11 protein-coding genes and 1 tRNA gene are annotated in these 13,958 nt (G+C 38.2%); 6 read left to right on the plus strand and 6 right to left on the minus strand.

Translation table 11 applies throughout. The features are described 5' to 3' along the window. Positions 1-20: 20 nt before the first annotated feature. The 4 genes from MWU78_RS01400 to MWU78_RS01415 form a co-directional block, all read right to left on the minus strand. Positions 21-170 carry a hypothetical protein gene (locus MWU78_RS01400; protein ID WP_246994262.1) on the minus strand — a complete coding sequence of 50 codons (150 nt, stop codon included), beginning with the start codon at positions 168-170 and terminating at the stop codon, positions 21-23. Positions 171-274: 104 nt separating this feature from the next. Further along, positions 275-2,512, minus strand: a complete 2,238-nt coding sequence (gene feoB / locus MWU78_RS01405; RefSeq protein WP_246994264.1) for a ferrous iron transport protein B — start codon at positions 2,510-2,512, stop codon at positions 275-277. After that, complete coding sequence (locus tag MWU78_RS01410; protein WP_103438986.1) at positions 2,509-2,751, minus strand: FeoA family protein; 243 nt, start codon at positions 2,749-2,751, stop codon at positions 2,509-2,511. Before MWU78_RS01410 ends, feoB begins: the two co-directional genes overlap by 4 nt. A gap of 217 nt (positions 2,752-2,968) precedes the next feature. Continuing rightward, positions 2,969-3,643, minus strand: coding sequence for an SCO family protein (locus MWU78_RS01415; RefSeq protein WP_246994266.1), 675 nt, complete (start codon positions 3,641-3,643; stop codon positions 2,969-2,971). 163 nt (positions 3,644-3,806) lie between these two features. Between MWU78_RS01415 and rseP the strand changes: the two genes are divergently transcribed. The 6 genes from rseP (at position 3,807) to MWU78_RS01445 (ending at position 9,137) form a co-directional block, all read left to right on the plus strand. Beyond that, a complete protein-coding gene (gene rseP / locus MWU78_RS01420) occupies positions 3,807-5,123 on the plus strand; it encodes an RIP metalloprotease RseP (protein WP_246994267.1) in 1,317 nt (438 codons plus the stop codon). 179 nt (positions 5,124-5,302) lie between these two features. Next, positions 5,303-5,376, plus strand: a tRNA-Asn gene (locus MWU78_RS01425). 348 nt (positions 5,377-5,724) lie between these two features. Further along, a complete protein-coding gene (locus tag MWU78_RS01430; protein ID WP_246994269.1) occupies positions 5,725-6,018 on the plus strand; it encodes a helix-turn-helix domain-containing protein in 294 nt (97 codons plus the stop codon). A gap of 32 nt (positions 6,019-6,050) precedes the next feature. After that, the gene (locus MWU78_RS01435) at positions 6,051-7,247 is read left to right on the plus strand and encodes a primase-helicase family protein (RefSeq protein WP_246994271.1); all 1,197 of its coding nucleotides are present in this window, start codon (positions 6,051-6,053) and stop codon (positions 7,245-7,247) included. A 255-nt stretch (positions 7,248-7,502) separates the two neighbouring features. Then, a complete protein-coding gene (locus MWU78_RS01440) occupies positions 7,503-8,363 on the plus strand; it encodes a toprim domain-containing protein (RefSeq protein ID WP_246994273.1) in 861 nt (286 codons plus the stop codon). Between the two features lie 213 nt (positions 8,364-8,576). After that, positions 8,577-9,137, plus strand: coding sequence for a BfmA/BtgA family mobilization protein (locus MWU78_RS01445; RefSeq protein WP_246994275.1), 561 nt, complete (start codon positions 8,577-8,579; stop codon positions 9,135-9,137). A gap of 540 nt (positions 9,138-9,677) precedes the next feature. Here the strand turns inward: MWU78_RS01445 and MWU78_RS01450 are convergent. Further along, positions 9,678-12,785 (minus strand): type I restriction endonuclease subunit R, encoded by a 3,108-nt coding sequence (locus MWU78_RS01450; protein WP_246994277.1) that lies wholly within the window; start codon positions 12,783-12,785, stop codon positions 9,678-9,680. Positions 12,786-12,800: 15 nt separating this feature from the next. Continuing rightward, entirely contained in the window at positions 12,801-13,958 is a 1,158-nt protein-coding gene (locus MWU78_RS01455) for an AAA family ATPase (protein ID WP_246994279.1), read from the minus strand.

Raw genomic sequence — 13,958 nt, forward strand, 5'->3', positions numbered from 1 at the left:
GCAACCGTTTTGCGCTAGGATTAATGACAACCACAATCGCCATCGCCACAAGCTTTGGAACTGCGTTTTTTTCCAGCAAACAAAGATTTTGGCAACAGGAATTTCTTTACAAGATACCCGAATGCCAAGACTACTGTAATATAGACCAGTATGTGTTGAAGAATACTCATTTTTATTATTTGTTTTGGGCGTTGAACAGATAAAAGTTTTAAGCCTCTTATTTACTTGTCCGAACTAAAGTCCGTTACATTTATTTCTTTTTTGTTCGCCAGGATTACTTTAAGATCTGGTATGCAATCAATGCTACAATATACGCAAAAAGACTCATAAATACTAGTTGTGCAGCTGGCCATTTCCAGGTATTTGTCTCACGTTTTACTATAGCGAGGGTACTCATGCATTGCATAGCGAAAGCATAGAAAAGTAATAGGGAAATGCCGGAAGCCAAATTAAAAAGGGGTCTTTTTGTTTTAGGGTCTATTTCGGCCGACATTCTGTTCTTTATGGTGTCTTCTTCATCACTACCCACACTATAGATCGTGGCAAGGGTACCTACAAAGACTTCCCTGGCCGCAAAGGAAGTAAGGACGGCGATACCAATTTTCCAATCGTAACCAAGTGGGCGCACCACAGGTTCTATGGCCTTGCCCATATAGCCCATATAGGAGTTTTCCAATTTATAACTTGCAATTTCCTGATTGGTGGCCTTTTCCTGCAAGGTAATTTCCTTTAATCTTAGGGAGTCGCTCAGTGCTACTTGGTCCATAGCATAGCTTTTTTTCTCGATGCTATCCTGAAGTGCCAGTTTGTAGGAAGCCATCGTACTTTCAATATTGGTTTTATTGAAATCCGAAAATCCTTGTTTTTCAATTTGTTCACTTACAATTTCGTCGGCATTGGCAAAATTATCCGAAAAACCATTCGATCCTAAAAACCAAAGTATAATAGAGATTGCCAATATAATTTTTCCGGCGCCAAGCACAAAACTTTTAGTTTTTTCCCAAACGGTATAAACAACATTTTTAACAAGTGGGAGCTTGTAATTGGGCATTTCCATAACAAAAAATGTCTTGCTCTTGATCTTCATGATCTTGTTCAAGATCATCGCTGAAAGTATTGCGGCGCCAAATCCCATTAGATAAAGGAGCATTAAGGTCAGTGCCTGATAGCTCAGGCCTAGAAATCTTCCTTCGGGTATAACCAGGGCAATAATGATCAAATAAACCGGTAAGCGGGCAGAGCAGGTGGTAAAGGGGGTAACCAGAATGGTAATAAGTCGCTCCTTCCAGTTTTCTATGGTCCTAGTGGCCATAATAGCTGGAATTGCACATGCCGTTCCCGAAATCAGAGGCACTACGCTCTTGCCGCTAAGGCCAAACGGACGCATTAATTTGTCCATTAAAAAAACGACCCGGCTCATATAGCCAGATTCCTCCAAGAGGGCAATAAAAAGGAACAAAAAGGCAATTTGGGGAATAAAAATGACAATTCCACCTATCCCTGCAAGGATTCCTTCGGCTATTAAATTGGTAAATACTCCTGGGGGTAAAGTGTCCTTGACCCATTCACTGGCAGAAGCAAAGGATTCGTCAATAAAATCCATTGGGTAACTGCTCCAGTCGTAAATGGCTTGAAAAATAGTCAGCAGGATGACAAAAAAGATAAGATATCCGAAAATCTTGTGCGTTAGAATCTTATCCAACGTGGCCCTAAGTCCTTTGGCCGCATTAATATCTACCTTATATGCCTGTTTTAGTATGCCATTTATAAATTGATATCTAAGAATGGTTTCCTTTTGTTGCAGCCTTTTTAGTTCGGATTTGGATTTGGTGGCAAATGAGGGGGCAATGGTGATCGGATTCTTTTCTATGGGCATAAAATTTACATCCTGTGTAATTACAAGCCATAGTTTATAAAGATCTTCTTTTGGAAAAGTAGCTTTTAGTTTTTCAAAATAATCGGGTGCAATTACCGTCGTATCTACATTGGGAGAAATGGATAGGTTTTTATAATCGGCGATCAAATCCTTAATGCGGTCTATACCCGTTCCCTTTCTGGTACTTACCAATGCAATTTTGGTATCCAGCTTTTCTTCCAGTAGTTCTATATCCAAGGAAATACCTGTTCTGGACATACGATCGGCCATGTTGATGACCAGTATAACCGGAATTTTAAGGTCCTTGATTTGGGTAAAAAGGAGAAGGTTTCTTTTAAGGTTTTCAACATCGCTGATGACAACGGCAACATCTGGAAAATCCTTGTCGTTTTTGTTGAGCAAAAGTTCTACCACCACACTTTCGTCCAAGGAAGTGGTATTAAGGCTATAGGTGCCGGGTAAATCCAATATATGGGCCTTTACTCCGCGGGGAAGTTTACAGACCCCTTCCTTTTTCTCGACGGTTATACCTGGGTAGTTCCCAACTTTTTGTTTTAAACCGGTAAGTTGGTTAAAGACCGAGGTTTTACCAGTATTGGGATTGCCTATAAGCGCAACCTTGATCTGTTTGCTCATAGTGGGGAATCTTCAATAATTTCTAACTCTATTAAGGCGGCCATAGAACGCCTAATAGCGATGTGTGTACCGTTAACGTTAATGTATATGGGGTCTTTAAGAGGGGCTACCTGTACCAATTCTATTTCATTGCCTGGGAGGCAACCCAATTCCAATAGTTTAATGGGAAGTATACCATCAGCAAATTCCTTGATGATTCCCTTTTGTCCTCGCCTTAAATGTGCTACAGTTGTAGTCAATTTTTATTTAGATTGATTTTAATTAAGCACAAAAATAAAAGAAAAAGATGAAGTAATCAGGTAAAACTATAAAAAGTTGACGCTTTAAAGTCCTGTTGCTTCGGAATGATGGGTAGTAGCCGTTTTTTTTAATGACACGGATAAGGTAATTGGAGTTTTGGTGTGGGGAGACCAAATACTATTCTGCTCTTTTGATTTTCCGGAATTACTTGGGATATCAATCCTTATAGGACGATTTCAATATTTCTAGATCGCTTAGTAATTTCTCCATTTCTTCCGAGTCGGTACCGTCGTAGAATCCCCTTATCCTACGTTCTTTGTCTACAAGAATAAAGTTTTCGGTATGGATCATATCGTATGGACCACCATCACCGCTGGTCTTAACGGCTAAATAGGATTTTCTGGCCAGTTCATATATCTGTTCTTTGTCGCCCGTAACCAGATTCCATTTACTATCCTTGACCCCTTTTTCCAAGGCGTATTTTTTCAATTGCGGAACGGAGTCAATATCCGGGGTCACGGAATGGGAAAGAAGTAATACGTCATTGTCATTTATAATTTTATCTTGAATTCCGACCATATTTTTTGTCATTATAGGACAAATTGTGGGGCAGGTAGTAAAGAAAAAATCGGCAATATAAATTTTGTTGTGGTAGTCGTTTTGGGTCACCAATTCCCCATTTTGATTGGTTAGGGCAAAATCGGCAATGGTATGGTATTTTTTTACGTGCTGAAGGGTACTATCCACCAATTCAAAATTTACCATGGCAGGCTGGTAAACGGGCAGTATTTTTTTGGGTTGAAGGGCATTGTAGAAAAGGGAAATGATTACCCCGGAAATAATGAGTAGAACAATGCCGAAGAATTTGAATTTAGCAAAAAACGAACGCATGTTTTTTTGGCAAAGGTAGGATAGATGTAAAGATAATTCAAGGATCTTTGGGGGGATCGCTACTAAATCTTTCTTAAAAAAACCCTCGGGTATAATAGTTTTTTTTTTAAGACCACGTAATAATGTACTTTTGTGCGCTTTTAAAGTTTAAAAAAAATACTTAATGACGTTAGCAATACAGATTGTACAGTTTGTACTTATCATATCCATTTTGGTAATCCTACACGAATTGGGCCATTTTCTTCCCGCAAAATATTTCAAGACCAAAGTAGAAAAATTCTATTTGTTTTTTGATGTTAAGTTTTCCCTTTTCAAGAAGAAAATTGGGGATACGGAATACGGAATTGGCTGGTTGCCCTTGGGCGGCTATGTAAAAATAGCTGGGATGATCGATGAGAGTATGGACACCGAGCAAATGAAGCAAGAACCACAGCCTTGGGAATTTAGGAGCAAGCCGGCATGGCAACGTCTTATCATAATGACCGGAGGGGTAATTGTCAACTTTTTATTGGCTTGGGTAATCTATACCATGCTTTTGTTCAACAATGGAGACACCTATATACCGTCCGATAGTTTAAAATACGGAATAGTAGTAGATTCTATAGGAGAACAGTTGGGATTGAAGACCGGTGATCAAATTTTGATGGTAGATGATAAGAAAACCAGAAAATTCAACGAGGCGGTTTTGGATATTATCCTTGGTGATGAGGTAACGGTTAAAAGGGACGGACAGGAAATTACCGTTCCCTTATCTGATGAAGGAAAGGAGACCGTTTTTGCTACTCAGGGTAAAAATTTCTTAGGGTATAGGTCAAAAGCCATTATTGCCAAGGTACAGCCGGAATCGGTAGCGGAGCAGGCAGGTCTATTGCCAGGTGATGAAATCATTGGGGTTAATGGCGTAGACACCAAATTTTGGGACGAATTTAGAAGTAAGATTGGGGCATCGGCAAATCAGAAATTAGACATCAGTGTTTTAAGGAATGGTGCTACCGAACTTTTGGAATTAACAGTTCCTGAGGAAGGAATAATAGGAATAGAATTAGATCTTACCGATCTTCGGGTAACCGATAACTATGGCTTTATTGAAGCTATTCCGGCAGGTTATAAGCGTACCATTCAAGTGTTGACGGATCAAATAAGGCAATTTAAGGTAATCTTCAATACTAAGACGGGAGCTTACAAACAGGTAAAAGGACCTATTGGAATTGTGGAATTGATGCCAGAGAGATGGAATTGGACCTTCTTTTGGAATTTTATGGCCATGTTCTCGGTTTGGCTTGCATTTTTAAATATTCTGCCAATTCCGGCATTGGACGGAGGTCATGTAATGTTTTTATTGTACGAAATAATTTCTGGCAGAAAACCAAGCGAAAAAGTGTTGGAAACAGGTCAAATAATTGGTTTTGTTATACTTATGGGACTTATGGCAGTTGTATTTGGGAACGATATCTGGAATATCATCAAGAAGTTTTTATAGGGGAAATAAATTTTTTTAAAATTTAGGTGTAAAACAGCCATTTTTTGTTTGGCGTATTTGAAAAAACATTTATATTTGCACCCGCTTAGGCGATAAAAATACACTCCTCCTTAGCTCATCCCGATAGCTATCGGGAGGTTAGAGGAAACGTTCTTTAAGAGATTTTAAAATACATACACTCCTCCTTAGCTCAGTTGGTTAGAGCATCTGACTGTTAATCAGAGGGTCCTTGGTTCGAGCCCAAGAGGGGGAGCTTAATGAGAATAGGCCTTGCGAGAAATCGTGAGGCCTTTTTCTTTTCATGGGGACAACATAGGGACAACATTTTTTTTCTGCATAATATTACCTCAAAGACTCCAAAAATTATTCTTAGTTAGGCACTTTCAACAGAAGAAACTAGTTAGTGCTACATCTCAAATCGGATTCAGCTTCCACTTTCAAATACAATCACATGATAATGGCCTGTTGCGCAATTCGAACCTTTTTTTAGGAATCGTTGACAATCCCTCAATAACTATCGTTTTTTTAAGTTAAAATTTTCTCGAACTACTTTCTGTGGTATTTGCTTTTCTAATTTGAAGAGTAACATAAAACAAATATCATGGAAGAAAACGAAAACGTAGTGGAGCTCTTATCCGATATCAAGGGTCTATTGTCCCACAACAAGAAAACAATGAACGTAGACGATTTGGCCGCATACACCGGACTCTCCAAAAGCAAGATCTACAAACTGACCCAGCTAAAGTTGATTCCCATGGGGAACAATCCCCATATCCGCCAGAAATTTTTTGACAAGGATACAATAGATAATTGGCTATTGGGGGAACCCGATGTTTCGGATGAAACCTTAGAACACCAATTTAACCAGCAACTATTGAAAAATAGAAGGAGGTAGGTAATCTATTTCAACTTCATTATAACAGCGCCATGAAAGACACACCTTACATCCGCGTGGGCACCTCCTATTACAAATTGGTATGTGTCCCGACCATTGCCGGGAATTTCAACGAAATTATTGTTCCATGGACCCTGGAGGCCATCCGCCAAGATCATGGTAGGAGTTTTATCGGTGGGATTAAAAAGTATGATGGGTTCACCTGTCTCCCCAGTCATATTCATTTTGAGCAAGATTGCCACGGTTTCTATAATACCTATGCTCCCTTGCCCCATAAACTGCGAGAGGGAGCTTTTCCCTATACGATACAACTATTGGAGCATATTTTTGGTCCCCAGTTGAATATAGGTCTAGATTATCTGCAGCTGTTATATATAAAGCCGGTCCAGGTGTTGCCTATACTGTGTCTTGTATCCAAGGAACGGTCAACAGGTAAGACCACCTTTCTCAAATGGCTAAAAACCATGTTTGACAACAACTTGACCTATCTCACCAATGATAGCTTTAGCAGTCAATTTAATGCCGATTGGGCCAATAAGCTTTTGATCTGTATAGACGAGGTACTCTTTAATAAAGAAGAATTGACCGAACGGATCAAGTACCTGAGTACTACCAATTTCAACAAACTGGAAGCCAAGGGGAAGGATAAGAGGGAAGTAGAATTCTTTGGGAAGTTCATCCTTTGTAGTAACAACGAGGAGAATTTTATCAAGATAGATAATAACGAAACCCGTTTTTGGGTATTGAAGATTCCATCCCTTAAAAAGGAGGAAACACGATTTCTGGAATATCTTGAAAGGGAGATACCTGCATTCCTATTCTATTTGCAACAACGAAAACTGACCAGTCCCAATAGGACCCGGATGTGGTTTTCTCCTGCCCAGATAAAGACCAAGGCCTTGGAGAATCTAATGCAGAACAACAAGAACAGGGTGGAAAAGGAACTTGCCAGTATAATCCTGAGCGCAATGGAAACCTTTGAACTGGACGAGGTTCAGTTATGTCCATTGGATGCCCTACACCTCTTGAACCAAACCCGGATTAAAACGGACCTTACCCAATTGAGGCATATCCTAAAAAAGGACTGGAAGCTCGTCAATCAGGAAAATTCCTTGGCCTATGGGAAATTGATGATCTGGCGGGAAGGAGGGATGGGGTTGATAGGTGCCAAGGGTAGGTACTACACTATAAAAAGGGATTTCCTGTCGGAACATTTTGGTGAAGAATAGTAAAACGATGAAACGATGACCAAATGATGAAGCGGTTAACGTACTGTTTATGGGCATTACGGGCGATTTAGCATCATTTATCGAAAAATTCGCTGATGAAAAGAAAAAACATACTACCAATTTTACTTTTTTTTGAGGAAACGATGAGAGATAGAGTTAAGGTCAATAAATACGGGGGATTGGGCCGTCATCGTTTTGTCATCATTTTGTCATCAAAAATAAACGATGACAAAGTCGAGAGCCCAATGATAGGATATGCAAAGAACCAATAAAATACCGTGTGAAAGAGCCCGAGATTATCCCATCGGAAAAGCGCTGGCAAAACTCGGGCACTTTCCTACAAAGGAATCTGAGAAAGAAGCTTGGTTCCTGAGTCCGTTCCGCTCAGAAACACAAGCCTCTTTCAAGGTATCCAAGAAACTGAACAGATGGTATGATCATGGAGCTGGAAAAGGGGGCAATGTAATTGACCTGATATGTTTAATAAACGGTACTTCAGTTAAGGAAACCTTGGCTTGGTTACAAAAGGGTCAGATTTCTTTTTCTTTTCAGCAGCAGCCTTTATTTACCATGCATAATGGAAATGATATTCAGGTCCGCTATGCACAACCCATATCACATTTAGCATTGATCGGATATTTACATGCACGTAAGATTTCGTTTTCTACGGCAGTCAAACTTTGTCAGGAGGTCCATTACATTTTCCGGGGTAGGGAATATTTCGCCATAGGGTTACAGAACAGTTCCGGGGGATGGGAGTTACGGAACAAATACTATAAGAATTCCAGCTCCCCAAAAGACATCACTCACATCAAGAATGGGAACAATAGGCTGGTAGTTACCGAAGGTATGTTTGATATGTTGAGCCTGATGGATAGGGATAATAATCTTATGGAAAAGAATGACCTTTTAATATTAAACTCCCTGGGCTTTATGGAAAAATCGTTTGACATGTTTGACGCCTATAATTCTGTATCGCTTTATATGGATAATGACAGTGCAGGCAGAAAGGCAGTTGATCTAATGTTGAAAGAAAATCCTAAATGTGAGGACAGATCAAAACTGTACAAGGATTTTAAAGATGTGAACGCATGGTGGACTGCTCAGAACCAATGACCCGAATTGGAAGTAATGCAAGCACTATGGTGTGAGCAAAGTGGAATAGCAAGAGGGTAACGGGCAAAGCCACGTTACGTATTTATTTAAGTGCACAACACATTGATTATTAGTTGGTTAGAAAAATATTAAATTTTGCGATTTTACAAATTTGCGTCAAATGGCCTGTTAGCGCCCATTTTTAGGGAGGAATTTGCGACAAATCAGATAATCATGAACTCATTTAATAGTATACGGTTTAAGAGTGAAACAGCCAAGCATTTCCGAAAATTTTCAAGGCGGTTTTTCAAGACCCATACGGAGGCACTGCAAACGATGTTGGATTTCTTTTTCTATAACGAGATTTCGCCAAAGGAATCTCTTGGACCTAATGGAAGGACGATAACAAACCTGATCAAAAAAAGGTTCAATGCGATGGCGGCAATGTTGAAGAGTATGGAGAAATATGGGATACTTCCAACCAAGACTATGATAGAACTTTTATTTGAACACTCCCCCCAAAAGAAACGAGGGCAAGCTCCCTTGTTGATGGACGGTCAGGAAAACGATCCGGAAAGGGATAGGTTCTTTAAAAAGGTGGAGCAAGCCCTTGTTATGGAAAAGGAAAATACTAACCTTAAACGCGACCTAAGGCAGAACAGGGCAGAATTTATTGCTCTTTTGAACAAGGTACAATTGGTGAAGAGCAGTTTTGGGAAGTCCAGGTTAGAATTGGACATGGCTCTGGAAGATTTTGAAAGGCTTAAGATAAAAATAGAAAAAGAATTGCCATAGGATAGCCCTATTGGATGATTTGAAAAACAAATCCAGTCCCTGCGGAAGTTGAAAAACCTATGGATTTTTCAATCTCCTCAGGATCGCTCATAAAAGCCTAGGGCGTAGAAAGAACGAACTAGGCCTTTAACTTTGCCAACGCAAGGTTATTGCCACGGATCAAAAAAAATGATGTTCCAAATTTACCTTAGCAGGTGCGCCCTATCCGATTTTTGCTTTACGATTATCTTCCCGAACACTACAAAAATCGGAAAGGATCCAGGCGCAGTTAAGTTCTGGTAAGATTTTGGGGTCAAGTTATTTCAATGTATCTCTCTAGTCCTATTTTACGCCCCGTGATTACCATTAAGCGGTTAAAGATTGAATTATATGAATGCTACAAAAGTTAGCTTCATTATTAAACTGCCGTATACCTGTTCGTGCCATTTAGGAGGGCGAGATCTGCACTTCGTCATTTAATGGAGGAGCCAACCACTCGATTGTATTCCGTTTATATTTTATTCATTTCCATTTTCAATGTGTGTGCTGTTGTCAGGAGCATCATATTTTACCTCCCACACCTTTAAATTTGTCAACAAACGAAGAAATCTTTTGAAAAACAGTCTGTTTTTTTGACAAATACTGAGGGTTTAAAGGACTCATTTTCGGCAAAAGAGCATTCAGCTCTGTCCCGTTTTCACTAGCATATTCTCTCTTTAAAGAAGTAGTGATGTATCGTTTTGCTGCTTCCTCATTTAGATTTTCATCTGCGATTAATTCTGTAGCTTCTGTTTTCTGCTTTCCTTGTGCATATGCAAAGAATGAGTCAATAATATTCGCTTTGTCATGAATGGAATCAAGGTCTGTACCATTTATAAAATCAACTACCAAGCTCTCTTTTGCTCTATTACCTATACTAGCTCGAATAACTCTTCTTATCTCTTCAATTAATGAAGCCTTGTCTTTGTTCTTTTTGCTGTGCTCAAAGATTAACTCAAGGATATAATCAAGATTAATTTCTTGCGATTTAAGAAGGTCTATTTCAAAGACAACATCATCCCAATCAATGGTTGATTCTTCTGCTTCCTTTCCACTTTTCTCTCTTCGCAACCAATCACGGATGTCATTGTAAGTAGAGCGATAATCTTGTATTGTACGCTCAGCAGGTAATTCAATCTCTCGCATTGGAGCTATATCGTCATCTGTTACAAAATGAGTTTCTTTAAACGCCTCTATAGCCTCTGAATCGTTAATGTCAACTGTTTGTAGTGCTTTAAGATTGGTAAATTCATCGTAGTTCTGAAGAATGTTTTCCACACGCAAGTATTCTCCAAAGAGTTTTGAAAACTCTTTTTTGTCTTTCTCAGTAACTATTTCGTCAGGGTCAGGAAACTTTTCATTTAATTCCTTAACGACCTCAATATAACCTCTTCGAGCTTCTCCTGTTGCAATGTCTGTAAAGCCTTCTAGATATTCCTTATAGCTTTTCTCTAATACTACATTCTTAGTACTTCTATCTCCAAAAAGAGTTATGGCATCAACAGTAGCTTTTTCTAAATCTCGGAAAGTAATAATGTTACCAAAGGTTTTTGTCGCGTCATAAATACGATTCGTTCGAGAAAAGGCTTGCATCAAACCATGATAACGTAGGTTCTTATCAACAAAAAGCGTATTGAGTGTTGGTGCATCAAACCCTGTTAGAAACATACCAACTACTATAAGTAGATCAACATCTTTACTCTTTACACGTTTAGCAAGGTCGCGATAATAGTTCTGGAACTCTTTGCTTTCAATGCCATAGCTGGTTTTGAACATGGCGTTATAATCATTGATAGCTTTGCTTAAGAACTCTTTTGCACTACTATCCATTGCTGAAGGTTCAAAAGTTTCATCAATTATCTCACCAATAGCATTTTGCTCTTCATTAGCTGCAAAGGAGAATATAGTAGCTATTTTCAGTGGCTTATCACTTTCCTTTTGTAAAAGATTTAATTCGTCATAATAACATTTTGCTGCATCCACACTACTAACAGCAAACATTGCATTGAAACCAGTATTAACACCACGCGTCCTATGCGTTTTTTGTCTGAAATTTTGCAGGACGTATTGAGAAATCTCTTTGATTCGTGTTGGGTGAAGTAAGGCTTTTTTGTTTTCTGCAGCACTTAACTTTTTTTCGTCAATTTCCGTTTCAACCCCCTTAAATTGAGGACGTACATCATTATAGTCTACCTTAAATTTAAGGACTTTTTCATCTCTGATAGCATCAGTAATAACATAAGAATGTAATTCACGACCAAATACACTTGCTGTGGTTTCTGAGCCTAGAGCATTTTGAGGAAAAATAGGAGTTCCTGTAAATCCAAATTGATAATACTTTTTAAACTTCTTTTTTAGATTCTTTTGTGCTTCACCAAATTGTGAGCGATGCGCTTCATCAAAGATGAATAATACTTGCTTTTGATAGATGGATAAATCACTTTCACTTTTCATCAGATTATTCAGTTTCTGAATGGTTGTGACTATAATCTTATTATCCTCTTTCTCAATATTTCGTTTTAAGCCTGCTGTACTGTCTGAACCATTCACACTGTCAGGAGAGAACCTTTGATATTCTTTCATGGTTTGAAAGTCAAGATCCTTACGATCTACTACAAAGAATACTTTATCAATATAGGCAAGCTGTGTAGCGAGTCGTGCAGCTTTAAAACTGGTAAGGGTTTTCCCTGAACCTGTGGTATGCCAAATAAATCCACCACTTTCTGATGTAGACCATTTTTTAGCTTGAAACGAACTTGCTATTTTCCATAAGATTCTTTCGGTAGCTGCAATTTGATACGGTCTCATGATAAGCAGTGTATCACTAACATCAAATACCGAATAGTTCAGTAATACATTTAACAAGGTGTGTTTTTGAAAAAATGTAGCAGTAAAATCCTTTAGGTCCTTTATAAGGGTGTTGTCAGCTTTTGCCCAGTTCATAGTAAAGTCAAAGCTGTTTTTATCACGTTTTACAGTGTTGGCAAAATAACGGCTGTCGGTGCCGTTGGATATAACAAATACCTGTATGTACTTAAAAAGTGAGTTCTCACTATTAAAACTTTCTTTGCTGTATCGATGCACTTGATTAAAAGCCTCACGGATAGCAACTCCACGCTTTTTTACTTCTATTTGTACAAGAGGTAAACCATTAACTAAAATGGTTACATCGTAGCGATTAGAATGTGTACCTTTCTGTTCGAATTGTGAAATAACCTGAACTTTATTTCGAACAATGTTCTTTTTGTCTACTAAGTAAATATTTTGGATGTGTCCATCGTCAAAAACAAAATCGTAAATATAATTGTCGTGTATTTTCCTTGTTTTTTCAACGAGATTGTCACTTGGTTTATCCAAATACTCCTCTACAAAACGAGACCATTCGCCATTTGTAAACTCCATGTCATTTAGAGCCTGCAGTTGGACTCTTACATTAGCCAACATGGATTGTAGGTTAGTAAGGTTAGCAGGGTTTTCATAACCTTGATTTATTAAGTCTTGGATTAGCTCTCGCTCAAGTGCTGATTCCGTCTGATAACTCGCTGGAACTTCATGTACCTCAGAGTACTTAGTGTATTTGTCAAGTACGATGAAATTATTTGATTCTGCTATGGTTTTATATGTTGTCATTTTATTCCTTTACACTTAATTAACTGCAGATTTGAAGCCGTACATTCTTTTCACTTCTCCTACCAGATAACCCAATACTCTCTTATCATTTTCTTCTATAATTGAAATCTCTTCACCGTTATGTTTCGCATGGCTAGACAGATTAATTATACGCTTATAATATGATTCACGAGATTCTTGTGGTAAGAGTTCTTCCCAGCTATTGAAACCGAGAAAAGTGGAAGTCTTTTCGAATATGTTACGAAGAAAATTAAAGTGATACTTTTGAATTTCTCCTAATTCTATTGCTTTTTCAAGTTCAGATAAAAGAAATAGATGATAAGAAAAAGGAGAGTCTTTTGGTTGTTCGAAAAGAGAAAAGTTACCGTCATTCAATTTTTCCAGGCGCCATTTCTTGGTTTTTTTTACTCTATTAAATTCATTGAACAGCACATTATAGAACAATGGATTGTGAGTAGTGATTATGAACTTCAATTCCGATGTACTAGACTTTATTAACTCAGCAATATTTACTGCCAATTCAATGAGGTGAGTATCATCTAATGAACTTACAGGGTCATCAATAAAGACAAATTCTAAATCATCAAACTGATCGGTTTCTCGTTCATTTGGTTCAGGAACATTTAAAACTTCAATAACTTGTTCAAGCGAACAATAAAAGACACTCCATATAAAGCAGCTTTCTTCTCCTTTGGAAATCTTGATGTTTTCTATGTTTTCTTCATTACCACCTTCAATTGAAAACGTTACTTCTGAATAGGCATTAACAATGATATCTCTATTTTCCTTGTCCTTGGTAGTATAAGTTTCGTTGAAACGAGGCGTTAATTTTTCACTTGTGTACCTTTGAAAATTAGTTATAATGTTTGGGCCTTTCCCTTGATTGCGAAGTACCCAATTTGTGAAATTATTGGGTTGTATTTTAAGTTTTCTTAATAGGTCAGTATCCAAATCATTATCCCAAAAGAATAAGTCTTCAGTAAATGCATTGTAGTATAGCACTTTGATACCTGATTCTTCTTCATCCTCCACATCAATTTCCTTTGGTGCTATCAATTCTTTAAACGCACGTGACAACCGTGTTTTACCTGTACCATTAAATGCATAGATTAACTGCACTTTTTTATCTGTATCTTTTAGTGACTGCGCTATTTCCTTTAGTGACTGTCCCAT

Source organism: Arenibacter sp. F26102 (assembly GCF_023015865.1).
In the GTDB taxonomy this organism is placed as follows: domain Bacteria; phylum Bacteroidota; class Bacteroidia; order Flavobacteriales; family Flavobacteriaceae; genus Arenibacter.

What these genes read in the sequence shown, in the direction of transcription:
- MWU78_RS01400 (WP_246994262.1), bottom strand. Translation starts at nt 170, where the DNA reads ATGAGTATTCTTCAACACATACTGGTCTATATTACAGTAGTCTTGGCA.
- MWU78_RS01445 (WP_246994275.1), top strand. Translation starts at nt 8,577, where the DNA reads ATGAACTCATTTAATAGTATACGGTTTAAGAGTGAAACAGCCAAGCAT.
- MWU78_RS01455 (WP_246994279.1), bottom strand. Translation starts at nt 13,958, where the DNA reads ATGGGACAGTCACTAAAGGAAATAGCGCAGTCACTAAAAGATACAGAT.
- MWU78_RS01435 (WP_246994271.1), top strand. Translation starts at nt 6,051, where the DNA reads ATGAAAGACACACCTTACATCCGCGTGGGCACCTCCTATTACAAATTG.
- MWU78_RS01415 (WP_246994266.1), bottom strand. Translation starts at nt 3,643, where the DNA reads ATGCGTTCGTTTTTTGCTAAATTCAAATTCTTCGGCATTGTTCTACTC.
- MWU78_RS01430 (WP_246994269.1), top strand. Translation starts at nt 5,725, where the DNA reads ATGGAAGAAAACGAAAACGTAGTGGAGCTCTTATCCGATATCAAGGGT.
- rseP (WP_246994267.1), top strand. Translation starts at nt 3,807, where the DNA reads ATGACGTTAGCAATACAGATTGTACAGTTTGTACTTATCATATCCATT.
- MWU78_RS01450 (WP_246994277.1), bottom strand. Translation starts at nt 12,785, where the DNA reads ATGACAACATATAAAACCATAGCAGAATCAAATAATTTCATCGTACTT.
- feoB (WP_246994264.1), bottom strand. Translation starts at nt 2,512, where the DNA reads ATGAGCAAACAGATCAAGGTTGCGCTTATAGGCAATCCCAATACTGGT.
- MWU78_RS01440 (WP_246994273.1), top strand. Translation starts at nt 7,503, where the DNA reads ATGCAAAGAACCAATAAAATACCGTGTGAAAGAGCCCGAGATTATCCC.